The organism is Streptococcus sanguinis, assembly GCF_019929145.1.
GTDB lineage: Bacteria > Bacillota > Bacilli > Lactobacillales > Streptococcaceae > Streptococcus > Streptococcus sanguinis_U.
Genome location: NZ_JAHZOW010000001.1, coordinates 465,989 through 485,154, shown reverse-complemented (window position 1 = coordinate 485,154; position 19,166 = coordinate 465,989). Strand labels below are relative to the sequence as shown.

Below are 19,166 nucleotides of genomic sequence, written 5' to 3'. Positions count from 1 at the left end.
CAATTACCATTTTATTTCACCACTGGAATCCAGAGTTCCATTTGATAGCCTGGTGACGACATGTCGCCTTCGGTGTAGACTTCAAAATCTGGTGCTCCTGAGTGGCGATAACCTGTTTCTGGGAAAAAGACTTCTAAGACGTATTTCCAAGCATGGTGGATGCTGGCTGGTATAGCTCCCTTGACTGGCACGATGGCATATTCAGCTTCCGGGATTTCTTTGATGGACAGACCTAGTTCTTCTGCTTTAGCTTTATCCGTCACATCATAGGCAGCCATATAGTTGATGATTTCGCCTTCTTTGACATCCGAGCAGACACCAAAGGATTGGCCACTGCCCAGACTTTCTAGGCTTTCAATACTGTGATTAGCATAGAGCTGCTCCCAGGCAGACGGACACTGGCTATTGTCAATTGCTTCCAATAGGACGCCTACTACGGTAAAAGCAGGTTTCTTTTGAATCTTGATATCCATGTTCTTTCCTCCTGTAATCTTTAAGGATAATTGAAGTCTAGGAAAGACGCGATAAGGCTTTCCATTTCGAACTTCTGAGGGAGTCGCACCATGGAATTTCTTGAAGGCTGCGCTAAAGGCATCCGCAGACTCATAGCCGTATTTCATCGCTATGTCAATGACTTTCTCAGAGCTTTCCTGCAAGTCTGTCACAGCTTCTGACAGCCTGCGATTGCGCAAGTATTCCGCCAAAGTCATATCTGCTAGGATAGAAAAGAGTCTGCTAAAGAGAGAATAAGAATAACCTGATAGCTGCTGGAATTTCTGCAAATCCACTTCTGCGTCCAGCTTACTTTCCAGATATTCCATGGTTCGATTGAATTGATGCATCATATTCTTTTTCACCTCACAAAAGATACTAAGGCCGTTAAAAGCAAAGTGAAAATTGGAAAATTGATAGAGGGGCTCCTGCTCCGAGAAAATTTCATCTTTTTCACACAACTTTTAGGCCATGTTCAATTCTAACTATAGTCTAACAGATCTAAGATACTTCCACCCTAGAATTTTTGTACAAGATTTAGAGGGGGATTCTACAACCTATCCCGCAGCTTCTCCACAAAGAGATAAGCCGCAGGACAGGTCAGGGTATTTTTGATTGTTAGATGATTAATCTGATGAATCTTCTTGCGGTCTGTATGGGGAAATTCTCTGCAAGCCTTTGGACGGACATCGTAGATTGAGCAGAGATTGTCTCCACCTAAAAAAGGACAAGGCATAGCCTTGAAAACCTTGTCACCGTCTTCGTCTACCTGCAGAAATTCCTCTTCAAAAGCCGGCAGCTTCATCTTGAAATACTTAGCAATACGGACAATATCGGCTTCCTTAAAATCTGGTCCCAACGTCTTACAGCAATTGGCACAGGCTGTACAGTCAATCTCCTCAAAGACCTCATCATGGATTTGCTGGGCAATCTTATCAAGGTTCTTTGGTGGCTTTTTCTTCAAGTTAGCCAAAAACTTTCGGTGCTCTTTCTGCTTTTGCAGGGCTAGCTGATGGTACTTTTCAAGGTCGATTTCTTGAGTCATATATTTTTCTTTCTGTATTCAAATTGCTTTTATTATATCATAAAATGAGGATTCTTAAATCTTATCAAACTAAAAGAATATTAGCTTTTTCATCTCATAAAAAAATCTGAGAACGAGTCCCAGATTTGCTTTTTATAAACTTAGAGATCTATCATCAAATGCCATCGCTAAATACTTTTTCCACCGTCCTTGCTGACGCTCCATGTATCTTCGATATAGGGGATAAATTCATACAGAGTGTCTTCATCACCTTCAAAGGACATCATATAGACCTTATCGCCTTGTTTGAAGACCCAAACCGTTAGGTTTTGAGTGGATTTTAAAACAACATTAATCTGAAAGGCTTCATTTCCAGCTACGGTACTCTTTGCTCCCCAAAAATCATCAACTTCCTTATTATCCTTCCAATGGTAGGCAATACGTTGGGCAATGGTTTCAGCGTTGAATTCTTCACCTTCTCCAATGTTAGCTTTTTCTTTTGTATAAGCGTTCATCGTGACAATGTTATAGCCACTTCCATCCGTATACTGGACGCTGTCGCCACCATCTACGTCTGTGAACTTAATCCAATTATCAGGAATACTAATATAGCCATAATCATCAGAGCCAACCCGCTGCGTACCAGTAGTCTTTGACGAATCTTTTTCTCTACGACTGCTACTACTTGTATCGCTGTCATCTCTCAGGGAAACCCGACTGGAAGAATCAGATGGTTTCCGACTGCTATAGCTCTTGATAAGGCTGCAAGAGGACAGGGAGAGACCGGCTAAGATTGTCAGGGAGAGCAGAAAGTACTTCTTTTTCATGGTCATTCCTTCCTAAATCTAATAAATTTTACTAATACTAGTTTACCATATTTTTAGGACGAAAGGAAAGAGAGACATTGTCACATCTGATTGCTTTTCGTTTATAGGACTATGCTTTCTTAGCAGCCTTATTCCACTGGTACCATCCGACCAAGCTGTTGATTAAATAGATCAAATATTTCCCTTGAATCTGAAGACTTTCACCCCACCAAAGGTAGATAGAAAAAATATTGGTCGCTGCCCAGAAAATCCACTGTTCGCGATAAACAGCTGTCATCAGGATTTGCCCTACACCATTTGTCGCATCTGTGATTGAATCTCTATAAGGACGATTAGCCCCCACAGACTGATAAATCAAGCCAAAGACCAACCACCAAAGCACACTGAGTGATAGATATTTTGTCCATCCTTTGGCATCTAGCTTACGAGCAACAAACTCTTGCTTTTCTTTTTTAAACTGACCTTGATAAATCCACACCAAGAGTCCAATTGGCTGCATGATGGTAAAGTAAAGAGTCGTCAGGACCTCGCCATAGAAGCCTTTCTGCAAAGCCAAAATCAAGTAAATCACAGAATTGATCAAACCAAAGAGATAATTGCTAGCCCGCCCTTCTGAAACGAAGATCACACAGATAATCCCGGTTAGACTGCAAATCATCCCCGTCCAATCCACGATGCGATGTTCATATATCAGCTCCAGCCAGAGCGGAAAACTCCCTAGAATCAAGAGATAAACCCATTGACCTAGACTGCGATGAGCAAACAAATCGTCCCAAATAAGTTTCAAGGTACCAGAAAAGCCGAGCTTCTTCATGCTAGTCACCATTCGTTTGTAGCCACCAGACATTTCAGAAAGCGTCAGCTTCATGTTTGCGATTTTCTTTTGGATATAAGTATTCATTCTTTCTCCTTTTGTTTTTTAAGAGCCGTGTCAAATTGACTTACGGATGCAACGCTCTATTATTTTCGAACACGCACAAGATTTGTCTTATACAGTGTTCACATTTTATCATATTCCTATTTCAAAAAATGTCAAGTAAAATCCAAAAAATATTTCCTAACGTTCGGATTTCAAGAAAAGACCTACAAATTTTTGTAAGCCTTCTTACTTAGATTTGATATTAGTCGAACGTTTTTTGATTTGTTACTATCTTTTTGTGAAACATAATAAATGCATCATTAAAATTTGACGATTTATGATTGCTATAATTTTCATTAGACTATAAGTAACAAGAGATAAGTCGTTCAAGACCATCAGGAAGGTTAGAAAACATTTTTGAGATTAGGGCATTTCATAGCTGAAAATGTAGAATAATGAGCAAACTAGTCTCAAATAAGTATCAACTCAAATAGGAAATTCCTAGAACTATTGCGGTAAGAACAAAACCAATAATGGAAAAGATTATTATTAGCAACTTAAAGATTCTACCAAGGCCTACATAACGTTCTACGAAGGCTTTTTCAGGCTTCTCAGGATTATAATAAACCATCATGGCTGAACCTTTTGGGAATATTTCTCTCAACTGTAAATTCTTTCCAGCGCTAAGAATATATTTCCTGTCAAAGACATCTTTTTGCTCTTTATTCCTGGATGTTTCTATATAATAAGCATATTCAAATTTTTTTCTGTATGTTTCCCCATTCACGAGATATTCTACAATGGGCAAAGGGATAGCCATTTCATTACGGCTATCATAATCAACTACTAGACCTGAAATTTTAGAAGTACATTTTTTCTGAATATTCTTCTCCCGTCGATAGAATAGGTATAAAACTAAATTTGTAAGACCAATAAAGAAACTTATAGCTATTATCAAGATAATCGATTTATCCAAAATTTGCCTCTCTCTCCTATTTCCTCACTCGGGTAAATAATATCGACTGAAATTTCCTTCGCCTTTATAATCCAGGAATCAGGCGAATAAAGTCCAACGGACTTTATTCCTCATCCATACTCAGGACACTGAGGAAGGCTTCTTGGGGAACTTCGACAGAGCCGATAGCTTTCATCCGTTTTTTACCAGCTTTTTGTTTTTCAAGGAGTTTCCGCTTCCGAGAAACATCACCACCATAACACTTGGCCAAGACATTCTTACGCAGGGCCTTGATGTCTGTCCGAGCCACGATTTTCTGTCCGATGGCTGCCTGAATGGGTACTTCAAACTGCTGACGAGGAATGATTTTCTTGAGCTTGTCTACAATCAGCTTACCACGCTCATAGGCAAATTCCTTGTGAACGATAAAGCTGAGAGCATCAACCTTATCGCCATTGAGGAGAATATCCATCTTCACCAGCTTGGACGAGCGATACTCAGAAATTTCATAGTCAAAGCTAGCATAGCCACGAGTAGAGGACTTGAGCTTGTCAAAGAAGTCAAAGACGATTTCTGCAAGTGGGATTTGATAGATGACATTGACCCGATTATCATCGATATAGTCCATGGTCACAAAGTCACCGCGCTTACGCTGAGCCAACTCCATCACCGCTCCGACAAATTCCTGGGGTACCATAATCTGCGCCTTGACATAAGGCTCTTCAATGGAATCAATCTTGGTCGGGTCTGGAAACTCGCTTGGATTAGAGACATCAATAGCTTCACCATCTGTCAGATTAACCTTATAGATAACGGATGGCGCCGTCATGATCAGATCAATATTAAATTCACGCTCCAAGCGCTCCTGAATGACGTCCATGTGCAGCAAGCCTAAGAAACCACAGCGGAATCCAAATCCCAATGCCTGAGATGTTTCCGGCTCAAACTGCAGACTGGCATCGTTTAGCTGAAGCTTTTCTAGAGCCTCGCGCAGATCATTGTATTTATTGGACTCAATCGGATAGAGACCAGCGAAAACCATAGGATTCATCTGCTTGTAGCCAGCCAGTGGCTCTTCAGCTGGATTGTCCGCCAAGGTCACTGTATCCCCGACCCGAGTATCCTGTACCGTCTTGATAGAAGCTGCGATATAGCCAACATCCCCTGTCGCTAAGAAATCACGTCCAATAGCCTTGGGCGTAAAGATGCCAACCTCTGTTACATCAAAAGTCTTGCCATTACTCATGAGCTGAATGGTATCCCCCGGCTTGACCACGCCGTCCATCACCCGCACTTGCAGGATTACCCCACGATAGGCGTCATAGACCGAGTCAAAAATCAAGGCCTTGAGCGGTGCTTCTACATTTCCAGTCGGAGCTGGAACTTTTTCCACAATCTGCTCTAAAATTTCTTCAATTCCGATACCAGCCTTTGCAGAAGCCAGTACTGCTTCGCTAGCATCCAGACCAATCACGTCTTCAATCTCTGCCCGCACACGCTCTGGGTCCGCAGCTGGCAGGTCGATCTTATTAATGACTGGCAGAATTTCCAAGTCATTGTCCAGCGCTAGATAAACATTTGCCAAGGTCTGAGCCTCAATCCCCTGAGCCGCATCCACTACCAAAACAGCCCCTTCACAGGCCGCTAGCGACCGCGATACCTCATAGGTAAAGTCCACGTGTCCCGGCGTATCAATGAGGTGGAAGATATAGGTTACGCCGTCCTTGGCAGTATAATTGAGCTCGATAGCATTGAGCTTAATGGTGATACCGCGCTCCCGCTCCAAGTCCATGCTGTCTAAGAGTTGGGCCTGCATTTCCCGGCTGGAAACTGTCTCCGTCGCCTCCAAAATCCGGTCAGCTAAGGTTGATTTCCCATGGTCAATGTGGGCAATGATGGAGAAATTGCGAATCTTCTCCTGACGTTTTTTCAAATCTTCTAAATTCATTTTTCTCATCCTTTTAGGGTATTCTATTTATTATAACACAAGACCAGTAATTTTTCCTATAGACTCGGACTTTCTCTGTAAATTATGCTATACTTATCACAGAATAATTTTGGAGACACTTTATGATTAAAATTCTTGCACTTGATATGGACGGCACCTTGCTCAACAGCAAAAAAGAAATTCCCCAGGCTCACATCGAAGCTCTGCACCGAGCTATTGAAAAAGGAGTCAAATTGGTTCTCTGCACAGGCCGTCCCTTGGTTGGCGTCAAGCCCTATTATGACAAGCTGGGCCTTACACAAGAAAATGAATATGTCATCGTGGACAATGGCTGCGCTACACATCAGACCAGCGACTGGAGTCTGGTGGACTGGCAAGAACTGAGCGGTCAGGATATTCGCTATCTCTATAGCCTGTCTGAAAATAGCCCTGTCCAGCTGACTCTCTTTGATGAAGAGCATTATTTCGTTGTCGGAGAAAAAGCCAGTTCCTATGTCGTGAATGATGCTAGCTTAGTATTCACCACTCCAACCGAGATTAGCCTAGAAGAGGCTTGCAGCGGTCAACACAGAATGTTTCAAGCCATGTTTTTAGGCAGCCAAGAGCAAGTAGATGCTTTTGAAGCCGACTTTGGCCAAGAAATCTGCCAGCGTTTCAGCGGTGTTCGCTCCCAGCCGGTCATTTACGAGGCCATGCCGTCCGGTGTGACAAAAGCCTTTGCCCTAGAGCGATTGGCTAAACAATTGGACGTCAATCCTCAGGAAATCATGGCAATCGGTGATGCCAACAACGACATCGAAATGCTGGAATATGCAGGTCTCGGTGTTGCCATGGGAAATGCTTCAGACCATGTCAAAAGCCTAGCCGATGCCGTCACAGACAGCTGCGAGGAAAATGGGGTCGCTACAGCTATCGAGAAGTTTATTTTGAACTCATAAAAGTATAAATCCCCAGAAGTGAAACTTCTGAGGATTTTGTTTTCAGTCTAAGAATTAGCCTGCTTTGAGGCTATTTTTTTCTTTATTTAATAACAGCAAAACCAGCTGTCCAGTTGATTTTCTCACGTACGGCAAGTGTTATTTGTAAGAAACCCATTGCCTCTAACTCACGGGCACGTTTGAGCTCGCCCGCATCAATCGTATCTAAGCCACCTTCTTGGATAAATCCAGCAAGAATTTTCTTTGCTTCTTGGTCATCCGATGCCAATTGAACAGTCGTTTTTTCTTTACCTGCTACTTGTTTCGAAGCAATTGTCGCCGCAAAATTTGTGTTAAAAGCTTTGACCACACGAGCTTCAGGAATTAACTTAGCAATTTCTTCTGCTGCCGAACTCCCAGCTGGTGTAAGCAATTCATCCATATTCTCAAAGTTTACAGGGTTAGAAATATCTACTAAGATTTTTCCAGCGAGCGCTGCTTTATTAGCTTCAATAATGCTTGCAATTGCGGCGTATGGAACAGCCAATACAACAATATCACCCGCACGTTTTGTAAGACCTTCTTTCCCTACAAAATCAACTTCATGTCCACCTGAAGTGAATACACTTGCGATTGCTTGTCCCATATTTCCTTGTCCAAAAATTGTAATGTTTGACATATTATATTCCTCCTTTTAAGTTACAAACTTTTGTTGTAATGTTATTTATTACATCTAAAATTATAACACATGATATTGTAATGTCAATAATTACAACTCGGAAATTTAAAAAAATTTCTAGTTCCTAAAAGTCACTGGTATTTTATCACAAAAAACATATAAAAAAGGAAGAGCACTATATCTTCCTTTTTGTTGTTCTATAACCTTAACACTATGCCGTCTTGGCACTTGGAAATCAGACAATATCTATCCCCTTCTCTTTGAGATTTTCCAGGCATTCTTGCAGATAGGCTGCATCATGCTCAGGATAAATGGGATGTTCGAGCTCCTCAGCTTGCAACTCCTGGTAAGGTGGACAGGTCTTGCCACGGTAGTCCTTGTCCAGCCAAAGGGTATCCGGCTGATAGCCCCGCTTTTGCATCTCCTCCATAATCAAGAGATGATAAGCATAGAGGCAATAAGGACTGTGCTCAAAAACATAGTTGACCGTCGCATGCGGCTTTCCCCACCCTCGTCCACGTAAGGCTGCGCACTCTCGGTGCTGGCCTAAAAGCTGCTGGCGCGGAAGTGTTTCAATCAAATCTTGGTGCCAAAGTCTCACGGTTTTCTCCTTTTAGAAAATCTTATAAAATCATCAACGAATATGAACAATCAACTCTTGGGCAGTTTTCCTGCTTTCTCCAGCATTTTCTTGACAAAATATGGCATCTTAACATTCTCGCGCCCTTTTTTCTCAATCAGCTTCTTGACGAAATCTGGCATTTTCAGCTCTTCATCCTCTGCAAGAATCTGGCTGCTCTCCTCCGACGGCTGTAATTCATCGAAGGTCTCTTCTTCTGGAAAACATTCTTTGAAGGGTTCATTCTCATGGCGGCGGATAGTTTGAATCAGGGCATCAATTAGACGGTCATCTGCATTGGGCATGGGCGGTCTATGATAAGCAACACCCAGTTCATCGCAAAGTTCCTTGCACTCCACGTCATTGTCAAAAAGGACCTCTATATGCTCACTGATAAAGCTAATCGGCACAAAAATATAATGCTGCGGATATGTTTCTTGCTGACGCATGTAGTCCAGCACGTCAGGTTTGATCCAAGGGAGTCCGATGTCACTCTCACTCTGCCAAACATTGAGATAATCCTCTTCTGTCAGATCTAACCTTTCAGCAATCAAACGGGCATTGTCATAGATCTGATCAATGTAAGGATCTCCGAAATCCAAGGCCAGAATAGGCACACTGTGGGCTGAAAAGAAAATCTTGAAGGTCTCTTCTCCAACCTCTTCTGTAAGAATCTTTCTCAGTTCCTCTGCCCAATAATCAAGAATAGCTTCTTCCTGATACCATTCCTTAATGATATTAAAGCGGATGGAATCACTCTGGATAAACTTCTCATAGCCCATGACAGAATAGTAAGAAAAATGCGGCTCTAGAATCAAACAGATACAATCCTCAATACCATCCTCTTCCATCTGCCCAATCACATCTGTGATAAAAGGACGTGAGAATTTATTGGCAAAATAAACTGCATACTCACCAGATAAACGCTGACGGACCTTTTCCACCTCTTCTAGACTGATACGCTGCAGAGGCGTTCCGCCAATGAGGACATAGTTATCATAGAGGGTCTGAATTTCATGGTCTTGCGGCCTGACACCGCGGCGAATGTTGGTAAAAAATTCAGCCACTCCCTCAAAGCTAATCTCCTCTGGCGAGCCAAAAGTCATCATTAGAATTGCTTTCTTCATCATCTTTCCTCTTCAGTCACTTCGAGAAAGCCAAGTTGACTTTCCAACGACTTTCTTGTAATCACTTTCATTTTAACATCTTAAAAAAGACTTGAATAGACCAAAAAACCTATTCCTTGAAAAGAATAGGAAAATTTAATAATTCAGACACTTTAATATTGGAAGTATGCTTTAATGATTTGTTGAGTTTTCCAGTTATAAATCAACCTTAAGCAGCCGCCCCAGCTCTTGATAGAGAATTTCTGTAGGCTGATATTCTTTGCTTTGCTGAGCAAGAGTTTTCAACTGAGACCAGTCCGGGCGATTTGTCAATTCCTTAAAAATGCGCAGCACTTCAGCATCGGTCTTTCTACGAGCTACCAGCCCTACTTGGGCTAGCTCAGCACGAACGGCATTGTCAAACTGATCATAATCCTGCGGCAAAATGAGACTGGGAATCTCATGCTCAATACAGGCCATCATGATACCCGTCCCCGCATGGTGAATGGCAAAATCTATCTTATCCAGAATATCTGTATAAGGCAGATAGTCAAAGAGCAGCAGGTTTTCCGCCAGTTTGCGAGGAACATTTCCCAAGCCACTAGCTTCTCCCAAGGTGACGTAAAAGAGGTAATCTGGGTAGAGTTGGCTCAGTTTTTTCGCCCGCTCCACCATGCGCTCCTTCTCCCATTTCAAATGCGTACCGCAAGTCACTAAAACCCGCTTCTTATCGGTCTCAAAATAAGACTCATGTGCTTCAGGCAGACGATCAAAGGACAGGCATTTGTAGCCAACCCAGCGAAGATGCTTAGGAAAATCATCTCGAAACTCCAGCTCTTTCATGCCCAAAGCCAAGATAGAGTAAGGCGAATAAATAGCTTCTGTGCCGTCTTCCCGATAGAGTTTAAAATCTTGATAGTCTCCCAAACTCTTCCGGACCAAGGCAAAGGCCATTTTCTTTCCACAGCGAATAACTTGCCTGCCCAAGGCATCTCTGAACTTGTATAAGGCACCCTGATGAGGTTTCCAGCCCCCCAAATAGGTCGGAGTTGTCGTCCGGCACTCAATCGCAACCGGACTCGGAATCGTGGTAATCCAGGGGATGTCAAAGCGATCAGAAATCAGACCTGCTGGTGAAGCAACAAAATCCGCTATGACCAAATCCGGTTTGCCGCCCTCCTGCCAAATTCGATTTAATTCGTCTATAACCTCGGGAATTAGTCTAGAATTGGCTCGAAACTGCTGATAAGCAATCAGAAGATTGCTTTGCTGCGGAGTATTGGCGATGTCTTCCATCACTGTCGGTCTTTCTGGAAAGAGGGCTAGACAGTCAAAACCGATTTCCTCTACTAAATCTTTCTTTTGGCAGCCAGTGATGACCCGAATCCGAAAACGCGGATCCGTCAGCAGAGGCTTGACTAAGGTCAAAGTAGGCAGCAGGTGTCCACTAAATGGCACACTAATCACATCAATCTTTATCACTTTTTCTAATCCAGTCATAAACTAATCCTTTCACATCTTCCCTGTATTCATAATCAAAATGGTTGCTATCCACTATCACATCAGCTAGATGGCCATCTAGACGTCTGCTGTAAATATCCTTCCTGCCCTTGATGACCAGCAAATCAATATCCTTACGATTTAGGAGTCTCCGTGAAACAGGCCCCAGCGCAATCACTCTCATTCTGGAGGGCAGATTTTCCTCAACCAAATCCTCCAGCCACTGGGTCAGCATATTGAGCCCCGAGCTCTTGCAGATAATGACAGCCTCCTCAGCATCTAGTAAAGGAGACAAATGTCGCTGCAAAGCCTCCTGAAAGCGAGAATTGTAGAGAGTATGCCAATAGTAACGGATATTGGAAATGGAAGCTGTCAACAAAGAAACTTGGGTTTGTCGCTCATGTTCAAATCTCTGGTTAAACGGAAAATTACTAGGCACTACTGAGAAATCCGATGGACAAATCTGTTCAAGAAACTTAAGTTGTCCTGCAGTCAGACTAGCACTCTCCAAATGACTGCTGCCACTGAGAAAAAGCAAGACCTTGCTAAATTTCAACATGGTTTGATCTGGCGACAGAGCATCCAACTTATCCAAGTACTGCTTCATCTTACTCATAGCGGATTTTCCCATCCGTCACTCGAATCTTCCTTCCCCGCCAGTTAATCACCCGCGGACTGAGCAAGACATAGAGGAAAAGCCAAGGCAAGAGTAAATCATTCAGGACTTCGTAGAACACTTCATCAGGATGCGGTTGAGTAGTTAGGATAAGGCGACGATAAGCCAGCATCCAAACCGCCTTGACTAAGAGCAAAAGCAAAGCCAGCAGCACAAAAGGCCAGCCAAGAAAGAAACTAATGAGCAAGGTAGGAAAGGGCAGAAAACTAGGCAGAACAATTAAAATAATAACCTTCCAGTCCAAGTGCTCCTTCAGATAGATAGAGCTAAAAAGCAGCCAACGCTTCATTTGCAGCAGATATTGCTTGGCATCCTTGATAGTGGTCCGAACATTACAGGTCACCCGCGTCTGGATAATCTCAACTCCCTTGCTGCGCAGAAAATCTGCTACAGCTAAATCATCACATAGATAGTCTTTAATAGCACTGAAGAGCTTCTGCTCCCTAACCAGTTCAAGTGGCAGGATGTAGAACATTCCATTAATCGAGTGATTTGCTTTGACTTCTGCCATGGTAAAATAGGTAATGAAAGAATTTCCATTGACAAAAGCTGCCACTAGCTTGGACCAGGAATTACTTCGCTCTTGATTATAGGGAATACCGGTCAAAATAACATTCTCACCTAGATGAGCTGTCAATTCTCCCATTTTTGAAAAATCAATGACGCTGTCGTCGTCGAGAACAATCAAATAAGGTCGAGTCAGCTCATCTATAATCTGCTCAATCTTATAACTCTTAGGATTAATCCCCTGGGGGACATCCTCCATGAGAAAAATGCGAATGCGCTGGGCATAAGAAGGATTTTGACAAATCTTGTCAGCCACTCGCTGCGCCTCTGGGTCAGACTGATCAATCAGCCAGTAAAACTCAACTGCTTCAGTCTGTTGGAGATTGGCTAATAAATCATTTTCCAAACGAGGATCACCAGATAGGATGGGCTGAACCACCGTATAAAGCTCCTCTTGAAAGTCTGATGAAGAGCTCTGCCCTTTTTTCAAATAAGCCAAAGACAAGAGCCAACGCAAGATAAAGAGAAGCAAATAGGCAGCAGCCAGCAAGAAAAAAATAAGTTTCATGATCAAAGCCCCTTTCGTAGATAAGCGCCAATCAAACGGATAATCCATCTTTGCGGAAGTAGCTTCATGAGCCAAGCCAGTAGTCGATATCTCTTGCCCACTATAGCATAGGAACGGCCTTGCTGGAGCAGTCCGATGATGCGTCGTGCTGCTATCTTCGGGCTCATTTGCAACTGACTTCCACCTAAAGCATTCTGTAACTCTGGAGGAAAGATGGCAGTCCGAACCGGTCCCAGTATATAAAGACAAACTCTCATTTCAGAGCCTTTGAGGCGCATCTCTTCTTGCAAGGCTAGACAGTAAGTCTGCAAAGCGGCCTTACTGGCGCTGTAAGCTGCCAGATAAGGATGGGGACAAAGTGCCGCTAGTGATGAAAGCTGGACAAGTCTTATCTTGCAATTGCGCTCCGCAACTTGCTTGATCAGCCGAATCGGTGCTTGGTAATTGACCTGCCAGAGGGCATTTTCAGCAGCTTCCGAAAGAGATAGCGCTGGACCAAAATTAGCCAGACCGCAGCAATTAATCAGTAGATCTGCCTCTAGCTGCTGAGCAAAATCGTCTACCGCAGCCGCATCCAGCAAATCCAAAACTCTGCAGGAAAGCTTAGCTCTAACTCCAGACAAGTCCTCTTGCAACTGAGTGAGCTTCGCTTCATCTCTGCCAACCAAGACCAGCTGGTCTGTCCTTTGAGCCAGTTCTCTAGCCAACTGACGACCTATACCTCCCGAAGCCCCCAAAATCACAGCTTTGCTGATTGTTTTTTCCATTTGCATAGATATAGTTTACCAGATTTTGACAAGATATAAAACTAATTGCTAGATTTTGCCTTTGTCTACAAGAGATGAAAAACATTTCTCACTCTCCCCTGAATATGCTAAAATAGACTTAAATGAAATGAAAAAGGAGCATTTATGAAATATCCTAATCTTTTAGAGCGTTTCCTGACGTATGTCAAGGTCAACACGCGCTCAGACGAGACATCTACTACTACACCCAGCACCCAGAGTCAGGTGGACTTTGCCAACAATGTCCTCATTCCTGAGATGAAGCGGGTCGGCTTGGAAAATGTCTACTACCTGCCCAACGGCTTTGCAATTGGAACTCTGCCAGCCAATGACCCTAGCTTTACCCGCAAGATTGGCTTTATTTCCCACATGGATACAGCAGACTTCAACGCAGAGAACATCCAGCCGCAGGTCATTGAGAATTATGATGGCGGTGTGATTCCGCTAGGACAATCTGGCTTTAACTTAGATCCTGCGGACTTCGCCAGTCTCCATAAATACAAGGGCCAAACTCTGATTACGACTGACGGAACCACTCTTTTGGGAGCAGATGATAAGTCAGGTATTGCTGAAATCATGACTGCTATCGAATACCTGTCTGCCCATCCAGAAATCAAGCATGGAGAAATCCGAGTGGGCTTTGGACCGGATGAGGAAATCGGTATCGGGGCTGATGAGTTTGATGCTGAGAACTTCGATGTGGACTTTGCCTACACAGTAGACGGCGGCCCTCTAGGAGAACTCCAGTACGAAACCTTTAGCGCTGCTGGAGCAGAACTGACCTTCCAAGGCCGCAATGTCCATCCGGGAACTGCTAAAGACCAGATGGTTAACGCTCTTCAGCTGGCTATTGACTTCCACAACCAACTGCCAGAAGCCGACCGACCAGAGAAAACTGAGGGCTACCAAGGCTTCTACCACCTGATGAACCTGACCGGTACTGTCGAAGAAGCTCAAGCTAGCTACATTGTCCGTGACTTTGAGACAGAGGCTTTTGAAAATCGCAAAGCTGCTATGCGGGCCATCGCTGATAAGATGAACCAAGAGCTGGGCAACGAACGCGTTATCTTGACCCTCAAAGACCAGTATTACAACATGAAACAGGTCATTGAAAAGGACATGACACCTATCCATATCGCCAAAGCAGTCATGGAAAGTCTGGACATCCAGCCTATTATCGAGCCTATCCGTGGTGGAACTGATGGCTCTAAAATTTCCTTTATGGGCATCCCGACCCCTAACCTCTTTGCCGGCGGCGAAAACATGCACGGCCGCTTCGAATATGTCAGCCTAGAAACCATGGAACGCGCTGTCGATACCATCATCGGCATTGTTACCTACCAAGAGTAAAAGAAAACCACAGAAATTTATGAGGAATTTCTGTGGTTTTTTCTCACTCTGGTAATTCTATCTTCAAACTCATATCTGTATTCTGTAATACCTTCTGAGCAGCAGCTAAGAAGGCTAGTCCATTATCCGATGGAGAATACTGGAATGTGATATGGATGACTTTTTTGTCAAAACTATCGCCATATCTCTCCACATACTGCTTGCTTTCGAGGAAGTAGATGTAGTTGTTGAGTTTTTCTTGCAAAATTTCCAGATGGACTGCTTCTATTTCTTCCTGCCAGTCAACTGGATCCACTAGAAGAAGCTCCAAATGATTATCAACTGTACCAATGGCGTCAAGTTCAGTTGGCTTGAGTTCTGAAGAGATGGCTTGAGTGACGATTTGGCTAAATTCTTCAGGAGAAAATATTTTTTTATTATCAGATAAATCATTAAAAATTAAATCGGGATTATTTCGTATAAAAATTTTGTCCGACTCTTCTTGTGTAAATTGCTTTTTAGATTTCCAAAAACCAAACTGCGCATAATTCATCAATACTTTACCAGTATGTTCTCCCGACATATAGCTCTCGGCAGCTTCTTTGGGGATTTCTTGGACTACTTCTGGCATGGTAATATTAAAAGTTGGATAACGCAAGAAATACTTATCCCCATCTTGACAGATTTCCAACATGTCTTTTTTGCTGAAATAAATTGTTTCCATTCTTATCTCCTTTGCCTTTTACCAAATATCCACTGATTATTTATTCCCTATTTTTTTGCTTTTCTTATGATGTAATCCACCTTACTATAAAGGCCAGTGCCCTGTTTCAGCATAAATCATAACTTTATATGCTCCTCTAGAAGATTCAAATGCTTTATCCATCAGTTCTTTAGAAATAGGATAGCGAACTTCTGGACCCATGGCTCCGCCAATTTCTTTAAAGAAGCTAATTTCGTAATAGCTGTCTCCCTCATATACAATAAATCCATTACCTCTATGTACAATCGTATCCGATTGATTATAATCTTCTAACTCATCTTTCTTTGGCCAACGATGATGTTCACAATAAAACATTACTTCTAAAGAATCTTTTTCTGATTTTGAAACACGTTCAGCTAATTCCTGACTAATGGGAAAGTTAAGCACTTCTTTCCCTCTACTCCACAGAATCTGATAATCATTATTGTTTTTTAATATCGTACAATTTTTGTATTGCTGAATTTCTGTTGTCATGCAAGCACCTACTCAAATACCTTTATTATTGGTTAAATTAAAATACTCTAAACTTCAGCCCTTTCCGCAATCAAATCATCAATGTTTTCAGGATCATTTTTGACATCTTTCTCTCGAACGAATTGTGGCAAATTCTTCAAGCATTCTAAACTCATAACTAGATGAAAACCCTGCTTACTGACTTTTTACCTTATGCTTGATATCCCTAAGGATATGGCAAATCTCTAGTATTAAAATATTGTAAATTTTATAAAGCTGAACTCGATAATCCTAGTTTAGATTTTAGTATGCTAAACCCAGTTTTGTCCATTTTCCTGTATCTAGATCTAATAGGAAATGAAAACGATCACGACCGTAGGAATCTCGATTCTCCTCAATAACTGCATCGCAAACAACTTTTATTTGGTTACTAAGAACATCTGTGACATAGACCATAGTATAACCCTCAGGAGATTTAACTTGATAAATGAGATTACCATATAAATCCAATATTTTCATTTCAGTAACCGAAGTCACTTCAGACGAGATTCTATAAATAACTAAAATCAGTTTTTGATTGGGGTAGAAAGAGACTGATTCTTTATTAGGAATCTCTATTTCATGTTTTTTATTATAGCCCCAGGAAATAATGTCAGTCGACCCATGATATTGGAGTATTAACACCCCATCTATAGAGTAATAATAAAAATCTGATGCAATAAAATTTTTTCCAACTCCAATAAAAATAACATTTTTATCTTTATCAAAGTCTGCAAATATTATATTTTCTATGTGAATTTCTATAGTTTCTCCATTATTCTCCCATTTAACACTTTGGTCAGTATATTTAAACCTCATATAAACTATCCTTTCACTATTCTATATTACGAATTCCAATTATCTCTAAATGTTTCATTTTTCCTCTCCCCATCAACATTTCAATCTGATTGAGACCACCTGGCAAATATACCTCTAAGTCTGGTGTACCACTGCGACCAAACTTTGCATTCATATAATCGCTCGCCTTGCCGAAACCAAAGCCCATATCTTGTCCAAACACTAAGTTCTAAAGCGCCGAGGTCGGATCTTGACCAGTTGCAGTTGCATAGACAACTTTAGATACATCGTTCACGTCATCTGCATATTTGCCTGTCGTTGCCAAATTCTTCAATAAGTTTGGACCCGATGTGCCAAACTTCGTCAGATAAGCTATTGAGCCCATTTATGTCAAAGTCGTAGCTGCATCTATCCCAGCCCAAACTCGATCCTCTGTTGAAAGACGATCGCCTGTTATCATGTCCTGACCTTGGAGATTATCATTTAATTTAAAAACAGGAACTTGCCTGCAACTAACAGTGTATAAACAAGTTCCTTACAATACATCATAAAGACTTAGTCGAGATACAAATGATACTCAATTAACGATCTCCTCGATTGTAGTCTCTCTATCTCTCACCAAATCATAAAATCCTACATGAACACCCTCCTCATATAGCCAGCATACCTACTTCTATTCTGTAGGCTGCTCTTCAGAATTTTGCTGTTTCAAGTCTTGCAAGGATTTATCAACTACTTTCCTAATCGTTTCGTCATCAGCTCCAGGGATATGGTAATGAGAGTTATTATTATCACTACTGGAGCTTTCCGTTTTAGCACTTTCTTCAATGGCCGTTGACGAATTAGACATAGAAGATGTTGATGAGCTAGATGTTCCCTCATTAACCTTAAGTGCATCGTTTAGTTCTTTATAATTAATCTTCGGCTGCTCAACAGGTCTATAGAACAACACAAAAGAGAAAAGCAAAACTAAAGTCTCACCGATACCTGCTAATGTTCTTTTACTAACCTCTGCTGCAGGTACCTTTACTCCTTTTGTACTAAGTTCTTTCCATTCAGGATGCTCTTCTTCCATCGCTTTTTTCTGTTGCCAAAAAGGAACAAGCAGAAAATGATTGACAGGTATGACAGATGCCATGGCTGTTGCCAAAAGCGGTATAAATCTGGAAGAACTAACTATTAGCATACAATCTAGTACGGCAAATAAAATGAAAAGGAAAATCACTAAAGCAAGACGAATTCTATACTCCTTTTTTATCTGTAAATATTTCTCTTGGGACATCTTATTACCTTTCTCGTTCTTCTGTTGTTTTTAATTTTGTTTGTTCGTTTTTATAAAGGGTACAGCCATTACTTCTGTAAGCCACTAATTCTATCACTTAAATATCTCTTAGCACACACTAGTCTTTCGCTCCTTCAGCAACCAAATCATACGGGAAATACGGAACACCTTCCAATTCCCTGTAATCCAAGCCCTTGATTTTGCAGAGAGCGCCAGATTCAAAGGACCAGTAACCATAATAATTATCAATATTCTCTTTATGCAGGTCATACCAACCTGTATCCCTATGTCCTGGATACCATTTCTTAGTCACATATTCTTTCAGCAGTTTGAGTGCCTGTTCATCATTCTCTTCTTCAATAATTTTCCGAGTAAAGCCATAAGGTCTTGGAAAATTATAGTTTATCCGAATCTTCCAATCTGGATGACGAGACTGAATCAAGTAATCAATCAAATAATCCTCTGGATCATCCTTTTTGACCAAATCAACTAGCTGATCAAAAATCTCATCATTAATCTCCAAAAGAATCCCAATAGAAAGGACCAGAACCATTTGAAGATAGCCAGAATTGCTCTGCCAAACTGGAAGAAGGTTATTGACAAAGTTAATATAATCCTCCTTAAAATCTTCAATAGGATAACCAGCTGTATAGGTAGCTACTAGCACTTTTTCAGTTAATACTTTAATTGTACTCTTTGTATTTGCAATAACTTTGTCATTTGTTAGCTTGTATCTTTGAACTCCTTCCTCCGTATCCTTAATTAAACTATTAATTTTTTGCCATTTTTCATTAATTGTTTTTCTATTAAAATCAATTAATTTTAGCACACGTTCTTTTGTTGTTATTTTATCTCTAAAAGTCATGTTTTATCCTCTTATAATCATATAGCGCTTTCTTTTAAGTTAATGAATTTTCAACTTATTCCCAGCCTTATTGATTATTATTCTGATTTTCTTCCTCACGTTGTTTTTGAAGATCCTCGAGAAATTCCTTCTGAACTTGCTTTATCATACTACTGTTCTCCGTTTATTTTAACAC

General features: G+C 41.5%; 22 protein-coding genes and 1 pseudogene. 2 read left to right on the top strand and 21 right to left on the bottom strand.

Annotated features, from left to right (window positions below; all coding sequences use genetic code 11):
• Positions 1-11: 11 nt before the first annotated feature.
• The 6 genes from K1I94_RS02410 to lepA form a co-directional block, all read right to left on the bottom strand.
• Positions 12-845 carry an AraC family transcriptional regulator gene (locus K1I94_RS02410; protein ID WP_223314289.1) on the bottom strand — a complete coding sequence of 278 codons (834 nt, stop codon included), beginning with the start codon at positions 843-845 and terminating at the stop codon, positions 12-14.
• Between the two features lie 197 nt (positions 846-1,042).
• Positions 1,043-1,537, bottom strand: a complete 495-nt coding sequence (locus K1I94_RS02405; RefSeq protein WP_048763203.1) for a YkgJ family cysteine cluster protein — start codon at positions 1,535-1,537, stop codon at positions 1,043-1,045.
• 167 nt (positions 1,538-1,704) lie between these two features.
• Positions 1,705-2,349 carry a hypothetical protein gene (locus K1I94_RS02400; RefSeq protein ID WP_075202667.1) on the bottom strand — a complete coding sequence of 215 codons (645 nt, stop codon included), beginning with the start codon at positions 2,347-2,349 and terminating at the stop codon, positions 1,705-1,707.
• 103 nt (positions 2,350-2,452) lie between these two features.
• Complete coding sequence (gene pnuC, locus K1I94_RS02395; RefSeq protein WP_002895303.1) at positions 2,453-3,244, bottom strand: nicotinamide riboside transporter PnuC; 792 nt, start codon at positions 3,242-3,244, stop codon at positions 2,453-2,455.
• Between the two features lie 439 nt (positions 3,245-3,683).
• On the bottom strand, positions 3,684-4,178 hold the full coding sequence (locus K1I94_RS02390; RefSeq protein ID WP_223314288.1) for a DUF3592 domain-containing protein: 495 nt from the start codon (positions 4,176-4,178) through the stop codon (positions 3,684-3,686).
• 103 nt (positions 4,179-4,281) lie between these two features.
• Entirely contained in the window at positions 4,282-6,105 is a 1,824-nt protein-coding gene (lepA, locus tag K1I94_RS02385; protein WP_223314287.1) for a translation elongation factor 4, read from the bottom strand.
• 122 nt (positions 6,106-6,227) lie between these two features.
• Between lepA and K1I94_RS02380 the strand changes: the two genes are divergently transcribed.
• A complete protein-coding gene (locus tag K1I94_RS02380; protein WP_223314286.1) occupies positions 6,228-7,043 on the top strand; it encodes a Cof-type HAD-IIB family hydrolase in 816 nt (271 codons plus the stop codon).
• Positions 7,044-7,125: 82 nt separating this feature from the next.
• On the opposite strand, the gene K1I94_RS02375 is transcribed toward K1I94_RS02380, so the two are convergent.
• The 7 genes from K1I94_RS02375 to K1I94_RS02345 all read right to left on the bottom strand — a co-directional run bounded on the left by K1I94_RS02375 (position 7,126) and on the right by K1I94_RS02345 (position 13,450).
• On the bottom strand, positions 7,126-7,701 hold the full coding sequence (locus K1I94_RS02375; RefSeq protein ID WP_223314285.1) for an NADPH-dependent F420 reductase: 576 nt from the start codon (positions 7,699-7,701) through the stop codon (positions 7,126-7,128).
• 235 nt (positions 7,702-7,936) lie between these two features.
• Positions 7,937-8,302 carry a TIGR02328 family protein gene (locus K1I94_RS02370; protein WP_223314284.1) on the bottom strand — a complete coding sequence of 122 codons (366 nt, stop codon included), beginning with the start codon at positions 8,300-8,302 and terminating at the stop codon, positions 7,937-7,939.
• 50 nt (positions 8,303-8,352) lie between these two features.
• Positions 8,353-9,447, bottom strand: coding sequence for a ferrochelatase (gene hemH, locus K1I94_RS02365; protein ID WP_223314708.1), 1,095 nt, complete (start codon positions 9,445-9,447; stop codon positions 8,353-8,355).
• A 195-nt stretch (positions 9,448-9,642) separates the two neighbouring features.
• Positions 9,643-10,926: a glycosyltransferase gene (locus K1I94_RS02360; protein WP_223314283.1), complete on the bottom strand. Its 1,284-nt coding sequence runs from the start codon at positions 10,924-10,926 to the stop codon at positions 9,643-9,645.
• Positions 10,895-11,542 (bottom strand): hypothetical protein, encoded by a 648-nt coding sequence (locus K1I94_RS02355; RefSeq protein ID WP_223314707.1) that lies wholly within the window; start codon positions 11,540-11,542, stop codon positions 10,895-10,897. The genes K1I94_RS02360 and K1I94_RS02355 overlap by 32 nt, the downstream gene beginning before the upstream one ends.
• Positions 11,535-12,677, bottom strand: a complete 1,143-nt coding sequence (locus tag K1I94_RS02350) for a glycosyltransferase (RefSeq protein ID WP_223314282.1) — start codon at positions 12,675-12,677, stop codon at positions 11,535-11,537. The genes K1I94_RS02355 and K1I94_RS02350 overlap by 8 nt, the downstream gene beginning before the upstream one ends.
• A gap of 2 nt (positions 12,678-12,679) precedes the next feature.
• Positions 12,680-13,450 (bottom strand): SDR family NAD(P)-dependent oxidoreductase, encoded by a 771-nt coding sequence (locus tag K1I94_RS02345; protein WP_223314281.1) that lies wholly within the window; start codon positions 13,448-13,450, stop codon positions 12,680-12,682.
• Between the two features lie 138 nt (positions 13,451-13,588).
• Here K1I94_RS02345 and pepT point away from each other — a divergent pair, with 138 nt between their 5' ends.
• Positions 13,589-14,812 carry a peptidase T gene (pepT, locus tag K1I94_RS02340; protein ID WP_223314280.1) on the top strand — a complete coding sequence of 408 codons (1,224 nt, stop codon included), beginning with the start codon at positions 13,589-13,591 and terminating at the stop codon, positions 14,810-14,812.
• 43 nt (positions 14,813-14,855) lie between these two features.
• On the opposite strand, the gene K1I94_RS02335 is transcribed toward pepT, so the two are convergent.
• The 8 genes and pseudogenes from K1I94_RS02335 to K1I94_RS02300 form a co-directional block, all read right to left on the bottom strand.
• Positions 14,856-15,515 (bottom strand): DUF6572 domain-containing protein, encoded by a 660-nt coding sequence (locus K1I94_RS02335; protein ID WP_223311537.1) that lies wholly within the window; start codon positions 15,513-15,515, stop codon positions 14,856-14,858.
• An 84-nt stretch (positions 15,516-15,599) separates the two neighbouring features.
• A complete protein-coding gene (locus tag K1I94_RS02330) occupies positions 15,600-16,028 on the bottom strand; it encodes a hypothetical protein (RefSeq protein ID WP_223314279.1) in 429 nt (142 codons plus the stop codon).
• A gap of 282 nt (positions 16,029-16,310) precedes the next feature.
• The gene (locus K1I94_RS02325) at positions 16,311-16,865 is read right to left on the bottom strand and encodes an alanine acetyltransferase (RefSeq protein ID WP_125356859.1); all 555 of its coding nucleotides are present in this window, start codon (positions 16,863-16,865) and stop codon (positions 16,311-16,313) included.
• Between the two features lie 16 nt (positions 16,866-16,881).
• Entirely contained in the window at positions 16,882-17,019 is a 138-nt protein-coding gene (locus tag K1I94_RS02320) for a hypothetical protein (protein ID WP_168955583.1), read from the bottom strand.
• 54 nt (positions 17,020-17,073) lie between these two features.
• Entirely contained in the window at positions 17,074-17,229 is a 156-nt protein-coding gene (locus K1I94_RS02315) for a hypothetical protein (RefSeq protein ID WP_223314278.1), read from the bottom strand.
• A gap of 192 nt (positions 17,230-17,421) precedes the next feature.
• Positions 17,422-17,511, bottom strand: a pseudogene (locus K1I94_RS02310) (DUF2185 domain-containing protein); the annotation flags it as partial.
• A 6-nt stretch (positions 17,512-17,517) separates the two neighbouring features.
• Positions 17,518-18,126 carry a hypothetical protein gene (locus K1I94_RS02305; RefSeq protein ID WP_223314277.1) on the bottom strand — a complete coding sequence of 203 codons (609 nt, stop codon included), beginning with the start codon at positions 18,124-18,126 and terminating at the stop codon, positions 17,518-17,520.
• A 118-nt stretch (positions 18,127-18,244) separates the two neighbouring features.
• Positions 18,245-18,991 carry a PoNe immunity protein domain-containing protein gene (locus tag K1I94_RS02300; RefSeq protein ID WP_223314276.1) on the bottom strand — a complete coding sequence of 249 codons (747 nt, stop codon included), beginning with the start codon at positions 18,989-18,991 and terminating at the stop codon, positions 18,245-18,247.
• Between the last annotated feature and the right edge of the window lie 175 nt (positions 18,992-19,166).

Excerpts from the sequence above, each read along its gene's own strand:
- K1I94_RS02410 (WP_223314289.1), bottom strand. The coding sequence starts at position 845 with ATGATGCATCAATTCAATCGAACCATGGAATATCTGGAAAGTAAGCTG.
- K1I94_RS02405 (WP_048763203.1), bottom strand. The coding sequence starts at position 1,537 with ATGACTCAAGAAATCGACCTTGAAAAGTACCATCAGCTAGCCCTGCAA.
- K1I94_RS02400 (WP_075202667.1), bottom strand. The coding sequence starts at position 2,349 with ATGACCATGAAAAAGAAGTACTTTCTGCTCTCCCTGACAATCTTAGCC.
- pnuC (WP_002895303.1), bottom strand. The coding sequence starts at position 3,244 with ATGAATACTTATATCCAAAAGAAAATCGCAAACATGAAGCTGACGCTT.
- lepA (WP_223314287.1), bottom strand. The coding sequence starts at position 6,105 with ATGAATTTAGAAGATTTGAAAAAACGTCAGGAGAAGATTCGCAATTTC.
- K1I94_RS02380 (WP_223314286.1), top strand. The coding sequence starts at position 6,228 with ATGATTAAAATTCTTGCACTTGATATGGACGGCACCTTGCTCAACAGC.
- K1I94_RS02375 (WP_223314285.1), bottom strand. The coding sequence starts at position 7,701 with ATGTCAAACATTACAATTTTTGGACAAGGAAATATGGGACAAGCAATC.
- hemH (WP_223314708.1), bottom strand. The coding sequence starts at position 9,447 with ATGAAGAAAGCAATTCTAATGATGACTTTTGGCTCGCCAGAGGAGATT.
- K1I94_RS02360 (WP_223314283.1), bottom strand. The coding sequence starts at position 10,926 with ATGACTGGATTAGAAAAAGTGATAAAGATTGATGTGATTAGTGTGCCA.
- K1I94_RS02355 (WP_223314707.1), bottom strand. The coding sequence starts at position 11,542 with ATGAGTAAGATGAAGCAGTACTTGGATAAGTTGGATGCTCTGTCGCCA.
- K1I94_RS02350 (WP_223314282.1), bottom strand. The coding sequence starts at position 12,677 with ATGAAACTTATTTTTTTCTTGCTGGCTGCTGCCTATTTGCTTCTCTTT.
- K1I94_RS02345 (WP_223314281.1), bottom strand. The coding sequence starts at position 13,450 with ATGCAAATGGAAAAAACAATCAGCAAAGCTGTGATTTTGGGGGCTTCG.
- pepT (WP_223314280.1), top strand. The coding sequence starts at position 13,589 with ATGAAATATCCTAATCTTTTAGAGCGTTTCCTGACGTATGTCAAGGTC.
- K1I94_RS02335 (WP_223311537.1), bottom strand. The coding sequence starts at position 15,515 with ATGGAAACAATTTATTTCAGCAAAAAAGACATGTTGGAAATCTGTCAA.
- K1I94_RS02330 (WP_223314279.1), bottom strand. The coding sequence starts at position 16,028 with ATGACAACAGAAATTCAGCAATACAAAAATTGTACGATATTAAAAAAC.
- K1I94_RS02325 (WP_125356859.1), bottom strand. The coding sequence starts at position 16,865 with ATGAGGTTTAAATATACTGACCAAAGTGTTAAATGGGAGAATAATGGA.
- K1I94_RS02320 (WP_168955583.1), bottom strand. The coding sequence starts at position 17,019 with ATGAATGCAAAGTTTGGTCGCAGTGGTACACCAGACTTAGAGGTATAT.
- K1I94_RS02315 (WP_223314278.1), bottom strand. The coding sequence starts at position 17,229 with ATGGGCTCAATAGCTTATCTGACGAAGTTTGGCACATCGGGTCCAAAC.
- K1I94_RS02305 (WP_223314277.1), bottom strand. The coding sequence starts at position 18,126 with ATGTCCCAAGAGAAATATTTACAGATAAAAAAGGAGTATAGAATTCGT.
- K1I94_RS02300 (WP_223314276.1), bottom strand. The coding sequence starts at position 18,991 with ATGACTTTTAGAGATAAAATAACAACAAAAGAACGTGTGCTAAAATTA.